The sequence below is a fragment of the Paenibacillus jilunlii genome (genome assembly GCF_900102965.1).
GTDB lineage: Bacteria > Bacillota > Bacilli > Paenibacillales > Paenibacillaceae > Paenibacillus_AQ > Paenibacillus_AQ jilunlii.
The window spans coordinates 186,499-211,570 of the sequence record NZ_FNGM01000005.1 but is presented as its reverse complement, the minus strand read 5'-3'; the positions used below and the strand labels follow the sequence as shown (position 1 = coordinate 211,570).

General features: G+C 53.2%; 23 protein-coding genes and 2 tRNA genes. 18 read left to right on the top strand and 7 right to left on the bottom strand.

Features of this window, described 5'->3' with window-relative positions; translation table 11 throughout:
* Positions 1–176 precede the first annotated feature (176 nt).
* From BLQ82_RS11600 to BLQ82_RS11585, 3 genes are all read left to right on the top strand, one after another.
* The gene (locus BLQ82_RS11600) at positions 177–662 is read left to right on the top strand and encodes a DivIVA domain-containing protein (RefSeq protein WP_062527046.1); all 486 of its coding nucleotides are present in this window, start codon (positions 177–179) and stop codon (positions 660–662) included.
* 1,564 nt (positions 663–2,226) lie between these two features.
* On the top strand, positions 2,227–5,319 hold the full coding sequence (gene ileS / locus BLQ82_RS11590; RefSeq protein WP_062527048.1) for an isoleucine--tRNA ligase: 3,093 nt from the start codon (positions 2,227–2,229) through the stop codon (positions 5,317–5,319).
* Positions 5,320–5,674: 355 nt separating this feature from the next.
* Positions 5,675–6,043 carry a DUF5665 domain-containing protein gene (locus BLQ82_RS11585; RefSeq protein WP_062527788.1) on the top strand — a complete coding sequence of 123 codons (369 nt, stop codon included), beginning with the start codon at positions 5,675–5,677 and terminating at the stop codon, positions 6,041–6,043.
* 36 nt (positions 6,044–6,079) lie between these two features.
* Here the strand turns inward: BLQ82_RS11585 and BLQ82_RS11580 are convergent, their stop codons facing one another.
* Positions 6,080–6,811: a TraR/DksA C4-type zinc finger protein gene (locus tag BLQ82_RS11580; protein ID WP_062527050.1), complete on the bottom strand. Its 732-nt coding sequence runs from the start codon at positions 6,809–6,811 to the stop codon at positions 6,080–6,082.
* 243 nt (positions 6,812–7,054) lie between these two features.
* Between BLQ82_RS11580 and lspA the strand changes: the two genes are divergently transcribed.
* The 13 genes from lspA (at position 7,055) to BLQ82_RS11520 (ending at position 20,284) form a co-directional block, all read left to right on the top strand.
* Positions 7,055–7,558, top strand: coding sequence for a signal peptidase II (lspA, locus tag BLQ82_RS11575; RefSeq protein WP_062527052.1), 504 nt, complete (start codon positions 7,055–7,057; stop codon positions 7,556–7,558).
* Entirely contained in the window at positions 7,551–8,525 is a 975-nt protein-coding gene (locus BLQ82_RS11570; RefSeq protein WP_025707719.1) for an RluA family pseudouridine synthase, read from the top strand. The genes lspA and BLQ82_RS11570 overlap by 8 nt, the downstream gene beginning before the upstream one ends.
* 111 nt (positions 8,526–8,636) lie before the next feature.
* Positions 8,637–9,890 carry an LL-diaminopimelate aminotransferase gene (locus BLQ82_RS11565; protein ID WP_062527054.1) on the top strand — a complete coding sequence of 418 codons (1,254 nt, stop codon included), beginning with the start codon at positions 8,637–8,639 and terminating at the stop codon, positions 9,888–9,890.
* Between the two features lie 729 nt (positions 9,891–10,619).
* Positions 10,620–11,201, top strand: a complete 582-nt coding sequence (pyrR, locus tag BLQ82_RS11560; protein WP_062527790.1) for a bifunctional pyr operon transcriptional regulator/uracil phosphoribosyltransferase PyrR — start codon at positions 10,620–10,622, stop codon at positions 11,199–11,201.
* 2 nt (positions 11,202–11,203) lie between these two features.
* A complete protein-coding gene (locus BLQ82_RS11555; protein WP_062527056.1) occupies positions 11,204–12,112 on the top strand; it encodes an aspartate carbamoyltransferase catalytic subunit in 909 nt (302 codons plus the stop codon).
* Positions 12,113–12,214: 102 nt separating this feature from the next.
* Positions 12,215–13,495: a dihydroorotase gene (locus tag BLQ82_RS11550; RefSeq protein WP_062527058.1), complete on the top strand. Its 1,281-nt coding sequence runs from the start codon at positions 12,215–12,217 to the stop codon at positions 13,493–13,495.
* 135 nt (positions 13,496–13,630) lie between these two features.
* The gene (gene carA, locus BLQ82_RS11545; RefSeq protein ID WP_062527060.1) at positions 13,631–14,809 is read left to right on the top strand and encodes a glutamine-hydrolyzing carbamoyl-phosphate synthase small subunit; all 1,179 of its coding nucleotides are present in this window, start codon (positions 13,631–13,633) and stop codon (positions 14,807–14,809) included.
* Position 14,810: 1 nt separating this feature from the next.
* Positions 14,811–18,032 (top strand): carbamoyl-phosphate synthase large subunit, encoded by a 3,222-nt coding sequence (carB, locus tag BLQ82_RS11540; protein WP_062527062.1) that lies wholly within the window; start codon positions 14,811–14,813, stop codon positions 18,030–18,032.
* Positions 18,033–18,214: 182 nt separating this feature from the next.
* Positions 18,215–18,994 (top strand): orotidine-5'-phosphate decarboxylase, encoded by a 780-nt coding sequence (gene pyrF / locus BLQ82_RS11535; RefSeq protein WP_062527063.1) that lies wholly within the window; start codon positions 18,215–18,217, stop codon positions 18,992–18,994.
* On the top strand, positions 18,991–19,638 hold the full coding sequence (pyrE, locus tag BLQ82_RS11530; protein WP_062527065.1) for an orotate phosphoribosyltransferase: 648 nt from the start codon (positions 18,991–18,993) through the stop codon (positions 19,636–19,638). The genes pyrF and pyrE overlap by 4 nt, the downstream gene beginning before the upstream one ends.
* Positions 19,639–19,839: 201 nt before the next feature.
* On the top strand, positions 19,840–20,004 hold the full coding sequence (locus BLQ82_RS31960) for a hypothetical protein (RefSeq protein WP_019909365.1): 165 nt from the start codon (positions 19,840–19,842) through the stop codon (positions 20,002–20,004).
* 82 nt (positions 20,005–20,086) lie between these two features.
* Positions 20,087–20,163 (top strand) — tRNA-Met (locus tag BLQ82_RS11525).
* Between the two features lie 47 nt (positions 20,164–20,210).
* A tRNA-Ile gene (locus tag BLQ82_RS11520) sits at positions 20,211–20,284 on the top strand.
* A 400-nt stretch (positions 20,285–20,684) separates the two neighbouring features.
* Here the strand turns inward: BLQ82_RS11520 and BLQ82_RS11510 are convergent.
* From BLQ82_RS11510 to BLQ82_RS11500, 4 genes are all read right to left on the bottom strand, one after another.
* Positions 20,685–21,074, bottom strand: a complete 390-nt coding sequence (locus BLQ82_RS11510; protein WP_062527067.1) for a hypothetical protein — start codon at positions 21,072–21,074, stop codon at positions 20,685–20,687.
* A 324-nt stretch (positions 21,075–21,398) separates the two neighbouring features.
* Positions 21,399–21,560 (bottom strand): hypothetical protein, encoded by a 162-nt coding sequence (locus BLQ82_RS31955; protein ID WP_155990357.1) that lies wholly within the window; start codon positions 21,558–21,560, stop codon positions 21,399–21,401.
* 82 nt (positions 21,561–21,642) lie between these two features.
* Positions 21,643–22,185 carry an ImmA/IrrE family metallo-endopeptidase gene (locus tag BLQ82_RS11505; protein ID WP_062527069.1) on the bottom strand — a complete coding sequence of 181 codons (543 nt, stop codon included), beginning with the start codon at positions 22,183–22,185 and terminating at the stop codon, positions 21,643–21,645.
* A gap of 114 nt (positions 22,186–22,299) precedes the next feature.
* Positions 22,300–22,476, bottom strand: coding sequence for a YjfB family protein (locus tag BLQ82_RS11500; RefSeq protein WP_074648164.1), 177 nt, complete (start codon positions 22,474–22,476; stop codon positions 22,300–22,302).
* Between the two features lie 215 nt (positions 22,477–22,691).
* Between BLQ82_RS11500 and BLQ82_RS32610 the strand changes: the two genes are divergently transcribed.
* Positions 22,692–22,847: a hypothetical protein gene (locus tag BLQ82_RS32610; RefSeq protein ID WP_157243851.1), complete on the top strand. Its 156-nt coding sequence runs from the start codon at positions 22,692–22,694 to the stop codon at positions 22,845–22,847.
* A gap of 48 nt (positions 22,848–22,895) precedes the next feature.
* Here BLQ82_RS32610 and BLQ82_RS31945 read toward each other — a convergent pair whose 3' ends face one another.
* Both BLQ82_RS31945 and BLQ82_RS11490 read right to left on the bottom strand, forming a co-directional pair.
* Entirely contained in the window at positions 22,896–23,033 is a 138-nt protein-coding gene (locus BLQ82_RS31945; RefSeq protein ID WP_157243852.1) for a hypothetical protein, read from the bottom strand.
* A gap of 234 nt (positions 23,034–23,267) precedes the next feature.
* Positions 23,268–23,708: a NucA/NucB deoxyribonuclease domain-containing protein gene (locus BLQ82_RS11490; protein WP_062527073.1), complete on the bottom strand. Its 441-nt coding sequence runs from the start codon at positions 23,706–23,708 to the stop codon at positions 23,268–23,270.
* 257 nt (positions 23,709–23,965) lie between these two features.
* Between BLQ82_RS11490 and BLQ82_RS11485 the strand changes: the two genes are divergently transcribed.
* Positions 23,966–25,036 carry a glycosyl hydrolase gene (locus tag BLQ82_RS11485; RefSeq protein ID WP_074648163.1) on the top strand — a complete coding sequence of 357 codons (1,071 nt, stop codon included), beginning with the start codon at positions 23,966–23,968 and terminating at the stop codon, positions 25,034–25,036.
* The last annotated feature ends 36 nt before the right edge of the window (positions 25,037–25,072 follow it).

The window sequence follows — 25,072 nt, the reverse complement described above, 5'->3', positions numbered from 1 at the left end:
GAACTATAAGGGCATATAGCAGCTTGCTAAAGCTGATCTTATAGTTCCACTGAAACGGATACTGTTCTCTTAAGGAGGGCAACTGCTTCTACTTAAATATAGTCTTTCTATTTTGTCTGCGGACAGATTAGGGTTCAGGGGCACAAGAGGTCCGAAATTTCTAGGAGGTGCACAGCATGCCATTAACACCACTCGATATACATAACAAGGAGTTCTCCCGGAGAATCCGCGGTTATGATGAAGATGAGGTCAACGAATTTCTGGATCAGGTCATCAAGGATTATGAGAGCGTCATCCGTGAAAATAAAGAGCTGAACAACCAGCTTTTGTCCCTTCAGGAACGGCTCGATCATTTTGTGAACATCGAAGAGAGCCTGTCCAAAACGATTCTCGTTGCCCAGGAAGCAGCCGATGATGTGAAGAACAACTCCAAAAAAGAATCCCAGCTGATCATCAAGGAAGCGGAGAAGAACGCCGACCGGATCATTAACGAAGCATTATCTAAATCCCGCAAGGTTGCGATCGAGACGGAAGAGCTGCGCAAACAGGCCTCTATCTACCGTACTCGTTTCCGTACACTGCTGGAAGCGCAGCTTGAGCTGCTGTCCACCGACGACTGGAACGCCTTAGAGAGCCGCGAGGTAAGTGAGAACGCGCTCTGAGCGGCAGATGGTCTTTCAGACCGTTCAATGTATACCGTGGCCCTATCCGCTGCTGAGGGTTGCTGCCGCCTTCAAGATTGACATTTCTGCTTAAAACGTCTATAACTAGAACATATCTGTAATCTGTTCATATCTATTCGATGACGGGACAAGTACGTCAGGGTAACGTTCTCCAGAGAGTCGGTGATTGCTGCGAGCCGATAGTTCATGCCTTGCTCGGAAGATCTTCCCCTAGAAGCTAAGCTGAAGCGTTCCATACGTGTGTAGGCCTAAGCCGTCTGCCGGACGTTATCCCGGACCCGCGTGGCCGGCATGCTGCGCGGAACTGAGATTGTGCTGAATACACACCGCCTGCGGATGTGCATGAGGCACAGAATTAGGGTGGTATCGCGAGCGTCGTCTCGCCCCTTGGGGGGCGGGGCGACGCATTTTTGCGTGTAGCATCCCCCTAAATCCCCCTTCTAAGGGGGACCCCAAGGGCTGGCCGCCCTCTGGACACCCGCAACAAGGGATTGTTCGTGGGGGAATGGGCGTCTGCGGAAGGGAAAGGATTTGTTCGGCTGGGGAGCGGCCCTTCTTAGGCTCCCCTGGCGGGGACGCCTGCGGGGCCTTCCATGCGACAAGAGCGAAGAGCAAAGAGCAGAGACTAAGGCAGCGGCGGCTTCGCCCCGCCGCGAGAGGCTCCCCGCCCCGTGCTGCCCTACGGGAACGCAGGCGGGTCGCCTAGGCAAGGCAAAGCAGCGGCGGGCTGCGCCCCCCGCCGCGAGAGGCTCTCCGCCCCGATCTGCCCTACGGGAACGCAGGCGGGTCGCCCGGGCAAGGCAAAGCAGCGGCGGCTGCGCCCCGCCGCGAGAGGCTCCCCGCCCCGAGCTGCCCTACGGGATCGCGGGCGGGTCGCCCGGGCAAGGCAAAGCAGCGGCGGGCTTCGCCCCGCCGCGAGAGGCTCCCCGCCCCGAGCTGCCCTACGGGATCGCGGGCGGGTTGCCCGGGCAAGGCAAAGCAGCGGTGGGCTGCGCCCCCCGCCGCGAGAGGCTCCCCACCCCGTGCTGCCCTACGGGAACGCAGGCGGGTCGCCCGGGCAAGGCAAAGCAGCGGCGGCTGCGCCCCCCGCCACGAGAGGCCCCCCGCCCCGAGCTGCCCTACGGGAACGCAGGCGGGTCGCCTAGGCAAGGCAAAGCAGCGGTGGGCTTCGCCCCGCCGCGAGAGGCTTCCCGCCCCGAGCTGCCCTACGGGAACGCAGGCGGGTCGCCTGGGCAAGGCAAAGCAGCGGCGGGCTGCGCCCCGCCGCGAGAGGCTCCCCGCCCCGTGCTGCCCTACGGGATCGCGGGCGGGTCGCCTGGGCAAAGCCAGGCCATGGCGGGAGGTGGCCTGAGGTAGAGCGTGCCGCTTGCGGCGATAAGCGGGCATTACGACAACAGTAGATCAAAACCCGCTCTCCCCCGAATTTAGACCAATGTTCCGGGTGTCCAGAGGGCAGAGCCCTCGGGGCCCTCCCTTGGCTAAGGGAGGGTTTGGGAGGGATCGAAGAGGTTTTAAGACAAAACCAGGGAAGGATTGACCATCAATGCAAAAGGTAGATGTCAAAGAAAAAGCGCGGGCCAGAGACGTCCGTATTTTGAAGAAATGGAGCGACGAAAATACGTTCCGCAGATCCATGGAGAACCGCGAAGGCCGTCCGAACTATGTGTTCTATGAAGGACCGCCGACGGCCAATGGCGTACCGCATATCGGGCACGTGCTCGGGCGTGTCATCAAGGACTTTATCGGCCGCTACCAGACAATGAAGGGCTACCGGGTAGTGCGTAAGGCAGGCTGGGATACTCACGGGCTGCCGGTAGAACTCGGCGTACAGAAGAAGCTGGGAATCTCCGGCAAGCAAGAGATCGAAGAATACGGCGTAGAAAAGTTCATCAAGGAGTGTAAGGAAAGTGTCTTCGGGTACGAGAAGCAGTGGCGCGAGTTCACGGAAGCCATCGGGTACTGGACCGATCTGGATCATCCGTATGTTACCTTGGACAATACGTACATCGAGAGTGTATGGAACATCCTTGCTACGGTTCATGAGAAAGGGCTGCTGTATCGCGGACACCGGGTAAGCCCGTATTGCCCAAGCTGCCAGACGACGCTGAGCTCGCATGAAGTGGCGCAGGGCTATAAGACGGTCAAAGACCTTAGCGCAACGGCCAAATTCAAGCTGAACGGCAGCGGCGACTATGTGCTCGCCTGGACGACCACGCCTTGGACGTTACCGGCGCATATGGCACTGGCGATGAACCCGGACATGGAGTATGTCCGCGCCCAGCAGGAGGACGGCGTGTATGTGTTAGCGAAGAATCTTGCGGATGAGGTATTGAAGGGCGAATATACGATCCTGTCTACACATAAAGGAACGGATTTTATCGGCCAGAGCTATACACCGCCATTCGGATACATCCAGGCCGAAAAACATAATGTTATCGTCGGAGCTTCCTTCGTTACAGATTCCAGCGGTACAGGGATCGTACACATGGCTCCGGCACATGGGGAAGATGACTATAAGAGCTGCCGCGAGAATGGCATCAGCTTTGTCAATGTGGTGGATACTTCCGGTAAATATACGGATGTAGTTTCTGATTTTGCCGGCCGGTTTGTGAAGGATTGCGATCTGGATATTGTGAAGGTGCTCTCCGAGAAAGGCCTGCTGTACAGCAAAGAAAAATACGAGCACAGCTATCCGTTCTGCTGGCGCTGCGATACACCGCTGCTCTACTATGCAACAGACAGCTGGTTTATCCAGACAACGGCAATCAAGGACCAGCTCATTGCGAACAACAACAGTGTGGATTGGTACCCTGATCATGTGCGCGAAGGCCGTTTCGGCAAATTCCTGGAGGAACTGGTGGATTGGAACATCAGCCGCAACCGCTATTGGGGGACTCCGCTGAATATCTGGGTCTGCCAGGATACGGGCAAGGAATTTGCACCGCACAGCATTGCTGAACTGAGATCGATGGCTATCGGGGAAGTACCGGAGGATATCGAGCTGCACAAGCCTTATGTGGATAACATCAAGCTGCGCAGTCCGTTCAGCGAGGGCGGAGTAATGGTGCGGACCTCGGAGGTCATCGACGTCTGGTTCGACAGCGGCTCGATGCCGTTCGCCCAAAGCCACTATCCTTTTGAAAATCAAGACAAGTTCGAGGACCAATACCCGGCAGACATGATCTGCGAAGGGATTGACCAGACACGCGGGTGGTTCTACAGCCTGCTTGCGGTATCGACGCTGTTCAAAGGCAAAGCTCCGTATAAGGCTGTGATTGCCCACGGCCACATCTTCGATGAGAACGGCCAAAAAATGTCCAAATCCAAAGGCAACGTTATTGACCCTTGGGAAATCATGAACGAATACGGCACGGATGCGTTCCGCTGGGCAATCCTGTCCGACAGCGCTCCATGGAACAACAAACGTTTCTCGCGCGGCCTGGTCGGTGAGACCAAATCCAAGATTGTGGATACGCTGGTCAACACCCATGCGTTCCTGACGCTGTATGCCGGCATCGACGGCTATGATCCTGCCGATCATCCGTTCAAAGTATCGCAGCATAAGCTGGACCGCTGGATTCTGTCCCGTCTGAACAGCCTGATCCTGCTGGTGGATAAGGGCCTGGCGGTGAATGATTTCGTCAATACGTCCAAGGCGGTTGAGAACTTTGTGGATGAGCTGAGCAACTGGTATATCCGCCGTTCCCGTGACCGTTTCTGGGGCAGCGGGCTGGGCAAGGAGAAGCTTGATGCGTACCGCACATTAACGCATGTTCTGCTGACTACGGCTACGCTGATGGCTCCATTTACACCGATGCTGTCCGAGGATATCTTTATGAATCTGGGCGGTGGAGAAAGTGTGCATTTGGCAGATTATCCTGTGGCCGATGAGAGCCTGATCGATCTGGAGCTGGAGCAGGATATGGAGAGTGCGAGACAGATCGTTGAGCTGGCCCGCAACGTCCGCAATGAGACCGGCATCAAGAACCGCCAGCCGTTGTCCGAGCTGATCGTGTCGATCGACCGCAGCTTCCATTTGGCGGATTACGAAGAGATCATCAAGGATGAAATCAATGTCAAAGAGATTGTGGTGGAGCACAGCGACAGCGGGTTTGTAGACTTTACACTGAAGCTCAATCTGAAGGTGGCCGGCAAAAAATACGGTAAAAACGTCGGCTTCCTCCAGGGCTTCCTGAAAGCTTTGGATAGTGAAGCTACCCGCAAAACCGTGCAGGATGGTGTCATTGCGATTGTATCTCCGGAAGGAGAAGAGCTGCAGATTACCGCTGAGGAGCTGCTCGTAGAGAAGCAGGCCAAACCGGGTTTTGCTTCGGCATCCGGGTACGGGCTTACGGTAGCGCTGAATACGGAGATCACACCGGAGCTGGTGCAGGAAGGCTGGGTGCGCGAGATCGTGCGCGCGGTCCAGGATTACCGCAAACGCCTGGATCTGCCGATTGAGAAACGGATCGCGCTGACGCTTAAGGTGGACGCCGAGCTGAAAGCAGCAGTGACGGCATTTGAACATGTGCTCCGTGAAAATGTGCTGGTAACTACAGTTAATTTCGATGGTGAGCATGCGTTTGAGACCGTAGAGGCCGGAGGCAAATCGATCGGAATTCACATCGAAGCCTAAAGGTTTGCATTACCTGTCCCTTAATGGCATATACTAGCGGCAAAGGATAAGATTCTAGGGGTTAGCGGCAAAATGACGAGCCCGGTGCTTAAAGAGAGTCCTCTCTCTTTTGACCGGGCTCGTTTACTTTGTGGATCTTAAGTGACGCTAGGGAGGAGTCAACGCCATGGAGGGACGGCAAGAGGACAAGCACCGCTTCGGGAAAACAGGAAGAATCTCCATCAGAACATCCGGGGCGGGCAGCAGCACGGAGAGAGGCATAAGCAGCAGTCAGGTGGATAGCAGCACTCCAAAACAGCAGCACTCGCCGCATCATATTGAGCGGGCGGCAACGAAGCAGGGACGTTCTGTGGACATGAATGCATATGGTTCAGACCATCCTCCTGCGGATTTCCGCGGCATTAACGATGATCCTAGTGAGATTCCCCCGGAAGAAAAGCTGAATGCCGTCTACCGGCTGACAACCGGGCTAGTCCAGCAGATGGAGAAAGCTCGGATCGCCGAGTATACGCAGCTCCTGAACTCACCCTGGCGTCTGGTTTGGCTGAATGTCCTGTCGGGAACGGCGCGGGGATTGGGGATTGCACTGGGCTTTACTTTTTTTGCCGCAACGATCATTTATGTGCTTCAGGTGCTTGGGGCGCTCAATCTGCCGATCATCGGCGATTACATTGCAGACATTGTGCGGATTGTACAGCATCAGCTGGAGCTGAAGACCTTTTAAAATAACCCCTTATATTAAAAAAAGAGCAGCCCCAGGCTACTCCCTTTCTTTTTTACTCAGCGGATCGAGAAGATAGCTTCCTTCCCCGCTGTCCATGTAGTGGCGGTAGCTTGATCCCTTGATGACCATCGTATGGTTCCCGGCGATGTCGGTAGCGATAAAGTTCTCCCAAGGCTCCACGAAGCCTTCGGTTTCGTCAGCTTCAATCTCCATATCATTATAAGAAGAAATGTCATTGCCCTCGGCCATGGCCGGTGAATTGGAGCTGCCCCAGCTCTCAACAATCTGCCAGGCGTCTTCACCGTCGAACCGGTTCTGTTCCTCGCGTTCATCCAGACTGGTGCGTCCAAACGGCGGGTACAAAAATTCCTCTTCTGCAGGCCTTGTAAAAGGCGAGCTTTGGCGGGGGTTGTGCTCTTTGCAGAAGCGGGTAAGCGGTACGGCGATCAAGCGCTCCAGAGGTATGGGTTCTCCGCAGACTGCACAGATCCCGTAGGTTCCTTCATCCATGGCAGCTAAGGCTGCAGCAATGTCGTCCAGTTCATGCTCGTCACGCTCCAGCAATGAAATATCCATGGACCGGTGATACAGCTCCGTGGCGGCATCGCCGGGGTGGTTGTCAATCTCCGTCAGATCTCCAGTCATATCACGCATGGAGTCCTGCAGCCCGTAGTGGGCGTTGTTTTTCAATCTATGTTCAATATCTTCCCGCTGCTGAATAACCGCAGCCCGCAGCTTGGCAAGCTGCTCTGCCGGCAGATGGCTCATAGGGGTAGCTCCTTTCGTATTACATTCTTAAGCATCGTTCGATTGCGACATGTCCCGGATGCTTATTGGATAGGTTGACCGGAGAGCAAGCTTTTTAGCGATGGCAAATACTCCCCGGTCTGGGGAGTTAAGCCCTGTCCTTGCAATAGACGGCTTCTTGAGGCCTGTGCTACAATATACAAGTCTTTATACAGTATTCGTACCGCCTGCAGCGGGAAAAATAAGAACGGAGTGACAACTTCTGTGGTGTACTATCTGATTGCGCTTATCGTATTTTTGGTGGACCAGGGTACCAAGTATTTGATTGCTACCCGGCTGGAGCTCGGCGAGCAGATTCCGGTCATTAAGGATTTTTTCATTATCACCTCCCACCGCAATCAAGGAGCCGCTTTTGGCATTCTTCAGGGACAGCAGTGGTTCTTTGTCGTGGTCACGGTTATAGTTGTGGCGGGCATCGTCTGGTATCTGAACAAGGCCAGAGCAACCCGCAAGCTGCTGCCCACTGCACTGGCATTAGTGCTCGGCGGAGCTGTAGGCAACTTTCTGGACAGGCTTTTGAACGGTGAGGTTGTTGACTTCCTGATGTTCAATTTCGGCAGCTACACTTTTCCGATCTTTAATGTGGCGGATTCCTGCATTGTGATCGGAGTGGCGCTGATTATTCTGGATACGCTGCTTGATATGAAGAGCGGAGAAGAAATCAACGAGGTTAAGGAAACCAAGGAAGTCAAGGAAGGGAATGAATGAGTTGAATAAGGACGTCAATCAGCAGGTGCCCTCCGGTGCCGCGGAAGAAGAAAGGGACGTCACGGAATGGACTGTTGCCGGGGAGAATGCCCGGGAGCGGATCGATAAATACATTACGGAGTCTTGGGAAGATGAGATTTCACGCTCCCAGGTACAGCTGTGGATCAGCGGAGGTCATGTAACCGTAAATGGCGCTCCGGTGAAAGCCAACTATAAACTGGCCGAAGGCGATTTGGTTGCAGTTACTGTACCGGAAGCTGAGGTGACAGACCTGATTGCGGAGGATATTCCGCTCGAAGTGGTCTATGAAGACAGCGATGTTATTGTTGTAAATAAACCGCGCGGGATGGTGGTTCATCCGGCAGCCGGGCATCCCTCCGGCACACTGGTCAATGCTCTGATGTATCATTGCAAGGACCTGTCCGGCATTAACGGCGAGATTCGTCCGGGGATTGTGCACCGTATCGATAAAGACACCTCTGGACTGATTATGGCCGCCAAAAATGACGCCAGCCATGCTTCGCTCGCAGCCCAGCTCAAAGAGCATAGTGTAACCCGCCGCTACATCGCTGTAGTACACGGTAATCTGTCCCATGACCAAGGTACGGTAGATGCGCCTATTGGCCGTGATCCGCATGACCGCAAGCTCTATACCGTAACAGAGAAGAACAGCAAACGTTCTGTGACCCATTTTACCGTGCTGGAGCGGTTTGGGGATTGCACTCTGCTGGAGCTGCAGCTTGAGACCGGACGCACGCACCAGATTCGTGTGCATATGAAGTTTATCGGCCATCCGCTGGTCGGAGATCCCATCTATGGACGCAGCAAAGGGACGACTATGAACGGACAGGCTCTGCATGCCGCTGTTCTGGGATTTGTGCATCCCTCCACCGGTGAATATATGGAGTACAGTGCGCCGATTCCGGCCGATATGGAAGAAGTGCTGTTTGCTCTGCGGAGCAGATAAGTACAAATCAAGTGATTATAAATCCATGGTTTTGAAGCCGGCTTTGCGGCATATTTAGAACATAGTTCAGTTTATGTAGGAATAAAAAAGCCAGGAGATGAGACAAAGATTATGAGTATTGAACAATATCAGGAAACTTTTATTCAGACTAATTTTGCGGACCGCATCGGCGGTGCGAATTACGGCAAGGATACAGCCATCTACAAATTTGAGAAAATCAAACGTGCCAAAGCATCGGCGAAACAGGATTTTCCGAATATTGAGCTGATTGATATGGGGGTTGGCGAACCCGATGAAATGGCGGACGAAGGTATTGTTGCCAAACTCGCGGCAGAAGCTGCCAAAGAAGAAAACCGCGGGTATTCCGACAACGGAATTCCGGAGTTCAAAGCCGCAGCCGCAGCTTATTTGAAGGAAGTTTTCAGAGTAGACGGCATTGACCCTGTAACTGAGGTTGTGCACTCCATTGGCTCGAAGCCTGCGCTGGCGATGCTGCCCTCCTGCTTCATCAACCCGGGAGACATTACGATCATGACGGTTCCGGGTTATCCGGTGCTGGGCACACACACCAAATATCTGGGTGGACAAGTGTTCACTGTGGAGCTTAAAAAAGAAAATAACTTCCTGCCTGACCTGAATTCAATTCCTGAAGATGTGGCCCGCAAAGCAAAGCTGCTTTACCTGAACTATCCAAACAATCCGACTGGTGCAAGCGCAACTCCTGAATTTTTCAGCGAGGTGGTAGCCTGGGCGAAGAAATATGATGTAGTCGTCATTCACGACGCTCCATACGCTGCCCTGACTTATGACGGTATGAAGCCGCTCAGCTTCCTGTCCGTGCCGGGTGCAAAAGATGTCGGCGTAGAGCTGCACTCCCTGTCTAAGTCCTACAACATGACGGGCTGGAGAATCGGATTTGTAGCCGGTAATCCGCTGGTGGTCAAGGCATTCAGCGATGTGAAGGACAACAATGACTCCGGTCAATTCATCGCTATTCAAAAAGCAGCAGCATACGGCTTGGCGCATCCAGAAATTACCGAAGCGATTGCCGCCAAGTATTCCCGCCGCCATAACATGCTGGTGGATGCGCTGAACAGTCTGGGCTTCTCGGCTGAGAAACCCAAAGGCTCATTTTTCCTTTATGTGGCTGCTCCAAAAGGCATTAAGGGCGGACGCCGTTTTGAATCCGGCGAAGACTTCTCGCAGTTCCTGATCCGCGAGAAGCTGATCTCCACCGTGCCTTGGGATGATGCCGGCCCGTTCGTGCGCTTCTCTGTAACCTTCATCGCCAAAGGCGAGGAAGAAGAAAAACGCGTGATCTCAGAAATCCAGAGACGCCTTAGCGACGTTGAATTTGAATTTTAAGTTTAGAAGTTGTGGTTCTTGAGGCTGCTGCGGAGAAATCTGCGGCGGCTTTTTTGACTGTATAGGTAATTATGATTACTTCCGCTTATGGGTAATTTATGCATAAAGTTTGGGATAGACACCTTTGGACGAATTTGTAACGAACAGCGGCAGAATACGCCGAAGGCCGGCTTGCCCGGAAACAACGGCGGAAATACCGTAACGGCATCCTAGCGCTGTTCCTGCTAATGATCGTCAGCTTCGTGAAATAGAAGCTGGATTTTTTTGCCTTTACTTATAACCCTTTATTTTAAGGTGCGAAGTAGCGGAGGGGAAGTTTGGAACTGTAGGAGCGAACGCATCCGCCTTTGTCTCCGGATGTTGTCCGCTGCCAGCGACTATAATCAGAACATCTGGAGACAACAGCGGCCGGAAGTCCAAACATTCCCCGGAGTTACGATCATCAGCTTAAAATAACCACTCCAAATTTGACACCCGCCGCAACATCTGTCATAATTCTCGTAGTTGAATATGCGCCTTTAATTCAGTCCCGTGAGGCTGGCAAGGTAACGTGAATCGAGGTTCGCGACATGAAGAGAGGAGTCCGTATGCCTACGGAGGGTCTTTTATGCGCGCGGACACGCCATCTTTTTGAATCTGCGGATTTCACTCCTTGCCTGCTTCGGGCAAGGAGTTTTTTTGTTATCCGGGGAACTTGAACAGGCGATCAAGCAGGAGGATGGCAGGATGATGGTTACTGAAAAAAATGTGATTATGGACGAAACGGCAATCCGCCGGGCGCTGTCGCGCATTGCCCATGAGATTTTGGAGAAGAACAAAGGTATTGAGAATTGCCTGCTGGTGGGCATCCGTACACGGGGAGTGTATCTGGCGCAGCGGATTGCAGAACGCATCAAGGAGATTGAAGGGGTCGATATTCCATACGGCGAGCTGGACATCACGCATTACCGCGATGACCGTGAGGGAGGCGGCGACAACCGCGAAGCCATGGACCGCACGGTGGTGAACAGCAATCTTACTTTGCCCGCCGGTTCCCCGGGAATTAAGGACAAGAAAGTGATTTTGTTCGATGATGTGCTGTACACCGGCCGCACGATCCGCGCCGCCATGGACGCGCTGATGGATTGCGGACGGCCGCGGATGATCCAATTGGCTGTTCTCGCAGACCGTGGGCACCGTGAGCTTCCAATCCGGCCAGACTACATTGGCAAGAACGTACCTACCTCCAGACATGAGCAGATCGAAGTAGCGCTGACCGAGTTCGACGGCAAGGATGAGGTTTACATTATTTCCAACCGGGAGGAACGATGACAATGATGACAGCAACCAAGGTGAAGGAACGCAGTCTGCTGGGGATTAAGGAACTGGACCGGACGGAGATCCTGCAGCTTTTGAACAGAACCGCCTACTGGGACAATCAAGCCGAGAAGCTGACACCGGTGCTGAGATCACATTTTGTAGCCAACATGTTTTTTGAGAACAGCACACGGACCCGCTTTTCCTTCGAAATGGCCGAGAAACGCCTGGGTGTTCAAGTGCTGAACTTTACAGCTGCGGCTTCCAGTGTAGAAAAAGGCGAATCGATCTACGACACCGTGCGCACGCTGGAATCGATGGGGATCGATGCCGGAGTTGTGCGCTTGAAGCCTGCAGGGGTGCTGCAGCAGCTGGCGGAGAAGGTATCCATCCCGCTGATCAATGCGGGGGACGGCAATAACGAGCATCCGACACAGGCGCTGTTGGACCTGTACACCATGAGTAAAAATTTTGGCGAACTAAAGGGCCTCAAAGTGTCGATTATCGGGGATATTATGCATAGCCGGGTGGCGCGCTCGAACCTCTGGGGGTTGACGAAGATGGGGGCCAAGGTCCAGTTCTGCGCTCCCGATAATATGAAAGCTCCCGAGCTTGCCGAGTTCGCCCCTTATGTAACCATGGAGGAAGCGCTGAAAGCGGATGTGGTCATGATGCTGCGGGTGCAGCTGGAGCGCCATGCCTCAGGTATCCTGCAGTCCGCAGATGAGTACCGGAAACAGTTCGGACTTACGGAAGAACGTGCCGCGAAACTGGACAAGAATACAATTATCATGCACCCTGCACCGGTGAACCGGAATGTCGAAATTGATGACGCCGTGGTGGAAAGCGACAAATCGCGGATTTTCCCTCAGATGGCTAACGGCGTGCCTGTGCGCATGGCCGTAATTGAAAGAGCGATACACTAAAAAACCTGACATAATCTCTTTAATAATTATACACAAAGATGAATTTTTATTATATAATAACTACAGAACTCGCGGCTGCGGCCTGCGGGTAAAAGGAGAATCATAACCGTGATCATCAAGAACGCCAGTGTACTGAATGGGGAAGGCGTGCTGGAGCGCAAACATATCGTAGTGCAGGATGGAGTTATCTCAGCGATCAAGAACGGCAGCGAGGCTGTGGATGAAGCCGGAGAGATCATTGAAGCGGAAGGCAGGCTGCTGATTCCGGGGCTGATCGATATGCATGTGCATCTGCGCGAGCCGGGTTTTGAGCATAAGGAAACCATTGAGACTGGGGCGCGTTCAGCTGCCAAGGGCGGATTCACTACCATCGCCTGCATGCCGAATACGCGTCCGGTAACGGACAGTCCGGAAATTGTACAGTTCGTGAAGGATAAAGCCGCTGAAGCCGGACTGGTGAAGGTGCTGCCATATGCAGCCATTACGAAGAACGAGCTTGGACGCGAGCTGACTGATTTTGCCGCCTTGAAAGAGGCTGGAGCGATTGGCTTCACGGACGACGGTGTGGGTGTGCAAAGCGCCCAGATGATGAAGGATGCGATGAAGATCGCAGCAGGCCTGGATATGCCGGTCATTGCCCACTGCGAGGACAACTCGCTGGTGGAAGGCTGCGCGGTAGCCGAAGGCACTTTTGCCGACAAGCATGGACTGAAGGGGATTCCGAATGAATCGGAGGCTATCCATGTCGGACGTGATATTCTGCTCGCTGAAGCAACCGGGGTACACTACCATGTCTGCCATGTCAGCACAGAGCAATCGGTCCGGCTCATCCGCCAGGCGAAGGAAATCGGCATCAAGGTGACCGCAGAGGTATGCCCGCATCATCTGCTGCTCTCGGAGGAAGACATTCCGGGAATGGATGCCAATTGGAAAATGAATCCGCCGCTGCGCTCGCGCCGCGATGTGGAAGCCTGCATCGCCGGGCTTTTGGACGGTACAATCGATATCATCGTTACCGATCATGCGCCGCACAGCGAAGAAGAAAAAGCCAAAGGCATGCAGCTTGCGCCATTCGGCATCGTAGGCTTTGAGACCGCATTTCCGCTGCTGTATACCGCTTTTGTCGCAACCGGCAAATGGGACCTGTCGCTGCTGGTACAGCGCATGACGGCTGATCCGGCCCGGGTATTCCGGCTGAATACAGGCAGCCTCACGGTTGGGCTGCCTGCGGACCTGACCCTGATTGATCTTACGGAAGAAAAGGAAGTTGATCCCGCTTCGTTTGCCAGCAAAGGACGCAATACACCTTTTGGCGGATGGAAGCTTAAAGGCTGGCCGGTCAAGACATGGGTTAACGGCACAGCTGTATGGACTGAAGAATAACGGACGGACGGGTAGAGCGAAGCTGCCGGCTGTATGGGGCAGGTTGACATACGGCGGCATTTTCGCGCGCCTGCTCCGGTTAATTGAGGCCAGACATAAGAACCAGACTACAGAAACAAGAAGGAGTGGAAGGAAATGCAGGCGAGATTGCTGCTTCAGGACGGAACGCTGTTCACTGGCACCGCATTTGGTGCGGAAGGCGAGAAGACGGGCGAGGTTGTTTTTAACACAGGGATCACGGGTTATCAGGAGGTGCTGTCGGACCCTTCCTACTGCGGCCAGATCGTGACCATGACTTACCCCCTGATCGGAAACTACGGCATCACCCGCGATGATTTCGAATCTGTGCGTCCATTCGTGCACGGCTTTGTCGTGCGCCGCCATGAGGCGGTGCCCAGCAACTGGCGCGCCGAATACAGCGTAGACGACTTGCTGAAGGAATATGGCATTCCCGGAATCAGCGAGATTGATACCCGGATGCTCACCCGCATTATCCGCCATTACGGCACCATGAAGGCGATCCTTACCACCTCCAATAAGCGTGTGGAAGAGCTCATGGAAATGATGGGGGACACAACCATTGAAGAGCTGCGCAATCAGGTGGCCCGTACCTCTACCACTGCAGCCTATAACAGCCCTGGCACCAAGGAACGGATCGTGCTTGTCGATTACGGCGCAAAGACCGGTATTCTGCGTGAACTGAACAACCGCGGCTGCGATGTGGTTGTTGTGCCGCATGATGTGACCGCCGATGAGATCCGCCGCCTGAATCCGGACGGCATTCAGCTCTCCAACGGCCCCGGGGACCCGAAGGATGTGCCTTACGCCGTGAAGACGATCTCCGAGCTGCTCGGCGAATATCCGATCTTCGGCATCTGCCTCGGACATCAATTGTTCGCACTGGCTTGCGGTGCGGATACAGAGAAGCTAAAATTCGGCCACCGCGGCGGCAACCATCCGGTAAAAGAACTCGAAAGCGGACGCTGCTTCATCACCTCCCAGAACCACGGCTACACGGTTAACGAGGAGTCTGTGCTGAAAACCGATCTTGAAGTGACGCACATCAACAACAATGATAAGACCGTTGAAGGATTAAAACATACCCGTTACCCTGCATTTTCGGTGCAATACCATCCGGAAGCGGCGCCGGGACCGCATGACAGCAGCTATTTGTTCGACCGTTTCCTGCAAATGATTGCCGATCACAAGGCCAAGACACCGGCAGGCTCGCGCCAGGCGCAGCTTGCGGCCAACGCCAGAATCACGGCACCAACTATTACACCGCAGCGTGAAGCCGTGAAAGGAGCTCTATAACATGCCAAAGAACGATAAGCTTAAGAAAATCCTCGTGATCGGCTCGGGCCCGATCGTCATCGGCCAGGCCGCCGAGTTCGACTATGCCGGAACCCAGGCCTGCCAGGCACTGAAAGAAGAAGGCGTAGAGGTTGTGCTGATCAACAGCAATCCGGCCACCATTATGACTGATACAAATATGGCCGACAAGGTATACATCGAGCCGATTACCCTTGAATTTGTGACCGCAATTATCCGCCAGGAGCGTCCCGATGGACTGCTGCCAACACTGGGCGGACAGACCGGACTGAATATGGCTGTGGAACTGGCCCGCGCAGGCGTGCTGGAGCAGGAGAACGTGAAGCTGCTGGGTACGCAGCTGGAATCCATCGAGAAGGCTGAGGACCGCGATTTGTTCCGCGAGCTGATGCGTGAGCTGGAACAGCCGGTACCGGAAAGCACGATCATCACCAGTGTGGAGGAAGCCATGGGCTTCGCAGCCGGAATCGGCTACCCGCTGATCGTCCGCCCTGCTTACACGCTGGGCGGAACCGGCGGCGGGATTTGCGACAACGAGGAAGAACTGCGTGAAACCGTCAAAGCAGGTATCCGCTACAGCCCGATCGGACAATGTCTGGTGGAGAAGAGCATCGCCGGCATGAAGGAAGTCGAATATGAGGTAATGCGCGACGCGAACGATAACTGTATCGTGGTCTGCAACATGGAGAACTTTGATCCGGTTGGCGTACACACAGGCGACAGTATTGTCGTAGCGCCAAGCCAGACCTTGTCCGACCGTGAGTACCAGATGCTGCGCAGCGCCTCCTTGAAGATTATCCGTGCGCTGAACATCGAAGGCGGCTGCAATGTGCAGTTCGCGCTCGATCCGCAGAGCTACCAGTATTATGTGATTGAAGTGAACCCGCGTGTCAGCCGTTCCTCGGCGCTGGCGTCGAAGGCGACCGGTTATCCGATTGCCAAGATGGCGGCCAAAATCGCCCTGGGTTACACGCTGGATGAAATCGTCAATCCGGTTACCGGCCAGACGTATGCCTGCTTTGAGCCGACACTGGACTATATCGTCAGCAAAATTCCGCGTTGGCCGTTTGACAAATTCATCTATGCGAACCGCAAGCTGGGTACGCAGATGAAAGCAACCGGTGAGGTTATGGCGATTGGCCGTACCTTCGAAGAGTCGATTCACAAGGCGATCCGTTCCCTGGAAATCGGCATCCACCGCTTCAGACTTCCTGGAGCAGAGCAGCTGGAAGACAGTGTGCTGCGCACAAGACTTGCCAAAGCGGATGATGAGCGCCTGTTCCTGATTGCTGAAGCATTCCGCCGTGGTTATGGCCTGCAGGAGATTCAGGACATTACCAGCGTGGACTGGTGGTTCCTCTCCAAGATCGAAGGCTTGGTGAACTTTGAAGAGGTGATCCGCAGCGAAGCAGCACTGTCGCCGGAAACACTCTATCAAGCAAAGCGCAAGGGCTTCACTGACCGTGCGATTGCCGAGATCCGCGCCGAGGGCCGTCCTGGCCTTGAGCAGACGAAGGAATCCGATGTGCGGGTGCTGCGTCTGCAGCAGGGGCTGGTTCCGGTATTCAAAATGGTGGATACCTGCGCCGCTGAATTCGAAGCCTCTACGCCATACTATTACTCGACCTACGAAACAGAGAATGAGGTTATTCATTCCGATAAGCAGAAGGTCATCGTGCTGGGCTCCGGTCCGATCCGTATCGGCCAGGGCATCGAATTCGACTATTCTACAGTACATGCGGTTTGGGCGATTCAAAAAGCCGGCTATGAAGCTGTAATTATCAATAACAATCCGGAGACAGTTTCTACGGACTTCAATACCTCGGACCGGTTGTATTTTGAGCCGCTGTTCTTTGAGGATGTCATGAACGTTATTGCTCAGGAAAATCCTATCGGCGTCATCGTCCAGTTTGGCGGACAGACGGCAATTAATCTGGCTGCACCACTGGCGGCTGCGGGGGTAAATATCCTGGGCACCAGCCTGGACAGCATTGACGAAGCCGAGGACCGCAAGAAGTTCGAAGCTCTGCTGGCCCGTCTGGATATTGCCCAACCGAAGGGCAAGACAGTCATCAACATCGATGAAGCGGTAGATACTGCACAATCGCTCGGTTATCCGGTTCTGGTACGTCCTTCTTATGTGCTGGGCGGCCGTGCGATGGAAATTGTGTACAATGATACGGAACTGCTGAATTACATGGCAGAAGCCGTGAAGGTCAATCCGGAGCATCCGGTGCTGATCGACCGTTACATGCTGGGCAAAGAGGTTGAAGTCGATGCCATCTGCGACGGCGAGACGGTAGTAATCCCGGGCATTATGGAGCATGTTGAACGCGCAGGCGTTCACTCCGGCGACTCAATCGCCGTATATCCTCCGCAGTATCTGGATGAAGGATTGAAGCAGAAGATTGCGGATATCACGATCAAGATTGCCAAAGAACTGAAAACCATCGGGCTGGTAAATATCCAGTTTGTTATCTATCAAAATGAAGTATATGTCATCGAGGTCAACCCGCGCTCCTCGCGTACGGTGCCTTTCCTCAGCAAGGTGACCGGCATTCCGATGGCCCATCTGGCCACCAAAACCATTCTCGGCGGCAAGCTGAAAGAGGAGGGTTATACGGAAGGCCTGTGGCCGGAGAGCGACTATGTTTCGGTCAAAGTGCCGGTGTTCTCTTTTGCCAAGCTGCGCAGAGTAGAGCCTACCCTCGGACCGGAAATGAAATCGACCGGCGAGGTGATGGGCCGCGACAAATTGTATGCCAAAGCCCTCTACAAAGGGCTGATCGGAGCAGGCATGAAGATTCCGACGACCGGAGCCATCATCGTTACGGTAGCGGACAAAGACAAGGCCGAAGCCGTAGAGCTGATGAAGGGCTTCCATGCCATGGGCTACAAAATCATTGCCACCGGCGGCACCGCGCATGCGCTTGAACAAGCGGGCCTGAACGTGATGAACGTCAATAAGCTGGATGAGGGAGAGCCGACCATCCTTGATCTGATTCGCGGCGGTCAAGCCAACTTCGTCTTCAATACCCTGACCAAGGGCAAAACACCGGAGCGCGACGGCTTCCGCATCCGCCGCGAAGCGGTAGAGAACGGCGTCGTATGTATGACTTCGCTCGATACCGTAACTGCACTGCTGAGAATGCTCCAGACGATCAACTTCTCGTCGCAGTCGATGCCCGCTTTTGTCGGACAATAATGGATGAATTGAACTAGGCTGCCTTTCGGGGCCGCTACAGGGACGGTTTGCGTTAGCGCAGACCGTTCCGCTGTGCCCGGGGACAAATTCCCGGAAAGAACATACCCTTATGCGAAAATAAAACATGCGGTGTACCGCATGGCAAGGAGCGTTGAACGATGACAAAGGGAGAGGATCGGCGAATGGAGCAGACTGCCGCACAGCATGGGCATGAGACGGTCGCACAAGTTGAAAAGCGCGAGGAAATGGCCGGGCGGCTGATGGTTGCCCTCGATGTTCCGGATGTGGCCCAGGCGAGGCTGCTAATCGAGAAGCTCGAAGGCATTCCATGTTATATGAAGGTGGGCATGCAGCTGTTTTATGCAGCGGGCCCCGACTTCATCAGAGAGCTGAAGGCGCACGGCTATTCTGTCTTTCTGGATGTCAAAATGCATGATATCCCCAATACGGTGCGCGGAGGAGCAGAGAGCCTGACCCTGCTGGGCGTGGATATGTTCAATGTGCATGCCGCCGGGGGCACGGCGATGATGGCTGCTGCGCTCGAAGGTGCGGCCAAGGCAGTCAGCCTGCATCCATCGCTGCATATTCCGCTCATTATCGCAGTCACGCAGCTTACAAGCACCAGCCAGGAGATGATGAACAGTGAGATCGGTATATCCGGGACGGTAACGGACACCGTTGTGCGGTATGCCAAGCTGGCGGCCGAGGCGGGCCTGCACGGCGTTGTGGCCTCCCCGCAGGAAGCAGCAGTCATCGCTGCTGCCTGCGGCCCGGACTTCCGTATAGTGACCCCTGGGATTCGTCCTGCCGGAGCTTCCCTGGACGACCAGTCCCGTGTCATGACACCTGGTCAAGCGATCCGCCAGGGCAGCCACTTCCTGGTTGTCGGACGCCCGATTACGGCGGCGGCAGACCCGCGCCAAGCCGCACTAACCATTATTGAGGAGATGACCCAAGCATGAGCCCATTATTGAATAAAAGTGAACAAATTGCCCGTTACCTGTTGAAGATCGGTGCGGTAGCGCTGCGTCCGCAGGACCCTTTTACCTGGACCTCCGGCATCAAATCCCCCATCTACTGTGATAACCGCCTGACACTGTCCTTCCCGGAAGTCCGGGGCTACATCGCTGACGCCTTCGTCGAGACGATTGCCAGCACCTACCCGGATGCTGAAGTTATTGCAGGCACAGCTACTGCGGGCATTCCGCATGCGGCCTGGGTAGCGGACAAGCTGAACCTGCCGATGGCTTACATCCGTGACAAGGCCAAAGGCCACGGCAAGCAGAACCAGATCGAAGGCTTGATCTCCCCAGGGCAGAAGGTTGTCGTAATCGAGGACCTGATCTCCACCGGCGGCAGCTCCATCAAGGCCGCTCAGGCTGTTCAGGAAGCAGGGGGCATTCCGCTGGTTGTGCTGGCTATTTTCAGCTATGAGCTGGACCGTGCCGCCGAAGCGTTCGCGGCAGCAGGTGTGCCGCTGCAGACCCTGTCCAACTATACCACTCTGATTGATGTGGCCCTGGCCCAGGGAACTATCGCTGACACGGATGTAGAGTTGTTGCAATCCTGGCGTAAAGATCCGGCATCGTTTGGTGTGCAGAAGTAGGAATCTAGGATAGACATATTGCATACGAATCCCTCACTTCAGCAGTGAGGGATTTTCAGTCTGAAGTACACCCACACAGAATTTGGCAGCCCCTCTTCCCGGTTCGGCCTAAGGTTTTCTTCTGAAACGGGGTATAATAACTTCACAGCGGAAGGACATCAAGCGGAAGGACATCACTTGTGAAAAGGAGAAGAGGGGACGATGAATTGGATCTACTTTGCTAAGCTGTTCAGGACAAGATTTCAAGCAGGCTGCCTGGCCAAAAGGCTGGAGCAGGACGGCTGGATCTACGGCTACCATGACCCGCGCTTTGTGGAAATATACCGTTCGCGCAAGGGGCGGTATGGGGTACGTTTCCTTCCCTGACTCATTAACCAAAATCATCCTTGACTTTTGACCCGGATATGATGTATATTATCTATTGTCGCTGTTTGAATATGATTACTGACGCGGGGTGGAGCAGCCCGGTAGCTCGTCGGGCTCATAACCCGAAGGCCGCAGGTTCAAATCCTGCCCCCGCAACCAATTTTTATTTTCTCAGACAGCCATTGTATATACGGAATCCTAGATCCGGGCCCTTAGCTCAGTTGGTTAGAGCGGTCGGCTCATAACCGATTGGTCACAGGTTCGAGTCCTGTAGGGCCCACTTCTCAAAACCCCTTGCCTAGCAAGGGGTTTTTGCTATGTTGAGGTCTGTAAAGAAATAGAAGCGGAAGGTTAGAAAAAGCGGTAAAATCAGAAATGGCTACATTGTCACGGAGTTGAAATATCCTCTGGATTCTAGCTCAATTTCATCTTGGGAAATTACTGTAGAGGGGTATTCTGAATCTGATATAGTGAGTGTTAAAGCTAAGTTTAGTTCTATGCCTAAATTTCCTGTATATGTAATATTTGCTGATGAGCCTAATACTAAATATATTTTCACAGACAGAGATGCTTCAGACTGGACACAGCTTGATCCTAAAGAACCGCCGCGATTAAAAAAGGACAATTAGCTGTTTCTTTTTATGTATATGACGCTTGGCGTTATCATTCTTGGTCTATAATTATACTTCGATTCCAATATCCAGCAGCTGCAGCCTTACAGGCATCACCTGTTTGAGATGCTCAAGTTCAGCACGGAGGCTGGGATCAAGCTTATCGGTTTCGAGTACTAATTCAGGCTGCCGGGATAAGGTTTGCAAGAGCTCGAGAAGGATAACAAGTCCTTTTTCACCGAAATTTCTAACCCGTCTCAGTTCTCCGATCGTGGCATTCTGCACTTTATCAATAGAAGAATAGTTGTTTTCGTTCAGTGAGTTGAGGATTCTGGATATGCTCTTGTCATAGGGGGCAGGAGCGGCAAGACGCAGGAAATAAATCGGGAAAGGGTAAAACGCTTTGGCTACCGGAATAGAAACGAGCAGAGGGATATCGTGTGGCAGGCTTATTTCCAAATACTGTCATCTCCTTGTCTAGATGCTTGCGGTATATATAATCACATTAAATACATAATGAATGCATAATTATGTAAAAAATACTCAGGTTTTTGCGATTATAGTATTATTTACACGGATTTGACCTGACAAAAACATATTTATGTTATAAAAAATGACAAACTGTTGACGGAGGGGATGATAGCTGAGATTGGGCGGTCTCAACGTGTATGATTCAGGCCTGCTTCATAAGGTTCCCCTGATTCATATAGATGGGCCCTGCCGGATAACGGCAGGGGCATTTTTGGGTTCAACGGCCAGATTGTATTCCTTATAGTTAAGACATCAATCATCTTGCGGCTCCTGCAATAGAATGGAGAAGGTCTGGGTTTCATGATCTACTTCAATGGCTTCGATGCCGACAAAATCCGGAATTTCGGGGTGTACTGCGTCCACACTGTAATCCGGGTGGGTCAATAATAGCTGGATAACTTGGATGGCTTCCATACTGCTCCCCCTTACGGGTTAATTTCGCCTTTTAGTCTGGAGGCACTGCTCTGCATGATGTGTATTATTATCCCCGCTGCATTTACCGAATATGTCTGTGGATTAATTTTCTGTCCTCGTTCCGCTCCATCACAGCAATCAGCTGCCCCTGAAATACCCGGCGCTGAATCTGGTCAATCCGCTGCAGTGCCAGCTCGAGCGGGACCTGAAAGGTTGCAGCAAGCTCTTGAATCGCATCTTCCCGCAGTTCGGGCAGTATCATCTTCGAGATCATGGAGTAAGGCATGGCCGCATACAGAATAAACCGCTCTGATTCATCCTTCTCTGCCTGCGTGAATTGCTCAGGCATCAGTGTGTGGCTGCCGGCATGACGGAGCAGGTGGCAAAGCTCATGCAGAAATTCCAGGCGCTGCAGTTCTTCAGGAAGCCGGTTATCGATGAACATGCTGTACATGCCGGCAGAGGCCTCAATCCCTTTACTCCTCACATCCAGATAATGAACCCAGATATTCAGGCGTTCGGCAATATATGCAATTGATATTTGTTCCGGCTTCTTGATGTCCAGCCGTTCATACAAATCCTCCGTCCACTTCTCCAGAGCAGTCATTTGATAATAGGAATGCATGCGATTCACCTCAGATATAAGATCGTATGTTCGTATTTATGGTCAAAAGAAAAGCCCAAAGGGGCTTAGGGGGTTCCGCGAACCTGTGTTCTTATGTATCTAAGCATAAAGCAATCAAACCTTAATATCAAGTGTTTTTCCTAAGTTTGGGTCCAAGCTCTGTGCAAGCATTTGCGTTAAATTCTGACCCTGGATTTCAGCCTGATTCTTGGCAATGCTAAGCACCTGAAGGCCTACAGCCTGTTTCAGACTGGCCTGGTTCATCGATACCGATAGAGCGGCAACATCCATTTTCGCACCTCCTGAACAAAGTTAGTGAGCGTTATGCCCTGAACTCCGTAAAACCCGCCTCAACTGCAAAAGCTTAGTTTTATGGCTTCCCTTAGTATATCGACTCCACGGGCGCAATTGATTAGGTGAATGGTATTTCTTTGCCAATTGGCCCATACGGCATGTTTGCCTTCTACATATTCTGTGCTGTAGTCAATATTTGTGAGGAGGAATGAATGATGGGAGCAGATTATGGTTGCGGATGTGGCAATAATGTAGGTGGAGTGAATCAAGGCCCTCCAATGCCGGTGTGCAGTCCTTTTACTTCAACAGGTGCGATTCTGGTATTGTTCATTTTGCTGGTTATTATCACTAAAGCCTGTATATTCTAAACATTCGATCAGTGAGTGCAGCCCTGTCTGGCGAATTGCCGGATAGGGCTATTTCTTTTTCCTGCGGACAGAAGGTCCGATCTGGCGTTTGATTTTTCCTGTGGCCTCATCCGTCTCAATGATATACAGTTCTTTGACCGTTCCTGCAAGCGCAAACCATTCTTTTAAGGCCTCCTCCTCAGACATAGGCCCATACAGTTTTTTTCCCCGATAACAGATATAGAACACCCTGGCTCTCCGCGTGTGGAATAATATCCCACCTATTTTACGCCTTTTATCTGTATTGTTGCATAAGGAACATTCGTTCTCATGTGATGCATTCAAATGTTCCTGTTTCTTTATAGGGGAGGGGTCAATATGGGCGCAGAGATATGGAAAAGCTGATCGGGCAGGTAATCGGGATCATTTACATAATCCCCGTTACTTGAGTATGTATTCTACCCGCGTACCATCGGGAAGTCCCTCCAGTTGGTTGCCAACCCAGCTTCCGGCCCCCCGGTTGTCGCTGGGCGTTATGTATTCAATATCGGCCCCGCTGCCGCCTTCCTCGCACATGGCCATCGGCCATTCGTCACGGTCATAGCCTTTTTTGGTGGGAACCCCTTTCAGAGATTCCTTGCGGTTGTCGTCTGCTTCCTGCCGGTCAATGGTGCAGATACTGGACTCTCCGCTGCGGATGGCGTCCTGAATGTGCCGGGCCGTCTCCGGGAAACGGTCGCTCGGGAACATCAACTGGACAACGTCTGTTTCTTCTGCAGCCGGCCGGCTGCCGGGCAGATCGCCGTTCTGTTCGAACCAATAAGCGGCAATCAAGAGCAGCACGGTGATGATGAGACTTGGGATGAATTTCTTGGACTTCACGTTGCTGCCTCCTACAATTGGGTTAGCTATGCTCCAGAATACAGCCTCGTACAAAAATGGCTGAAAGCCTAAGCTTTAGCTGTGAGCCGCTGCTATTATAAGCGTAGACTTAATCAGTATAGCTTAATTATTGCTTCCTTTAGAATAGTGAACTTAGCAAAAGAAGGGAGGATACGCCGATTTTATGTCGATTCGCCGTGCACTTGTCCGACAGTTCCCCGTATGATGTAGAAAAAAGGGATAGGATGGTGGAAGAGATGGAATCGCGCATTCGGGATTTGCTGGATTCCGCATCACGGCTGGTCGGGGATGTACAGTGGCAGGCGGCATTCCGGAATGTGCAGATGTCCCCTGCAGATGCTGCGCTTGCGTCTCCGGCCCGGAAGCTGCTAAAAACGTTATACCGCTTACAGGGACAAGGAATTATCAGCGGGCAGCATGATTATCTGGAGAGCCCGGATGAATTCAGCGGCAAGCTCAAGGTGACCAGCGGACAATATGCCGCACTCCACGGCTATGAGCTGGGAGCGATTGATAATCAGACGGCGCAACAAATCGATATTCAGCGGCAGGCCGTGGTAGACAGCGCAATCCGGTGGCATAAGGCGGGCGGAATCGTCACCATGAGCTATCATGAGAATTTGCCGGGGACCGCTCCGGCCTGGTCGAATGTCTCGATGAGTCTTAGCGAAGCGGATTTTGCCAAATATATCACTCCGGGTACCGCTCAGTACAAAAAGCTGATCGCGGAGCTGGACAAGACCGCCCAGTCTTTGAAAAAGCTTGCAAATGCAGGCGTGCCGGTACTCTGGCGTCCGTACCATGAGATGAACGGCGGCTGGTTCTGGTGGGGCCAGAAAAGCTCGTTCAGCAAGCTGTGGAACATCATGTTCGACCGGTACACAGCGTATCATAAGCTGCATAATCTGCTGTGGGTGTGGAGCCCTAATGCCAAAAACCAGTGGTCTGATGAGCCAAAGGACTATTACCCGGGCGCCGGCAAGGTGGATGTGTTGGCTCTGGATATCTATGAAGCGGATTTCAAGAAGAGCCACCATGATGCCATGTGGAATCTGGGCCGCGGCAAGCTGATCGCCATAGGCGAGAACGGGGAACTCCCATCCCCGGCGGTGCTGGCCAAAACCCAGAATAAATGGTCTTACCAGATGAACTGGGGGAAGCTGCTGTATGAGAAGAACAGCGATGCAGTCATCAAGGCTTTTATGAAGAATTCCTTTGTGCTCACCAGAGAGGAATACGCGGCGAAGGTGGCGCAGTATGCTTCAATAACTGAAGCTGCACCCATGCCGGGTCTGAACGGGCAGTAGGTGGAGTGCTATGAGAACCAGGGGGATGCGCGGGTG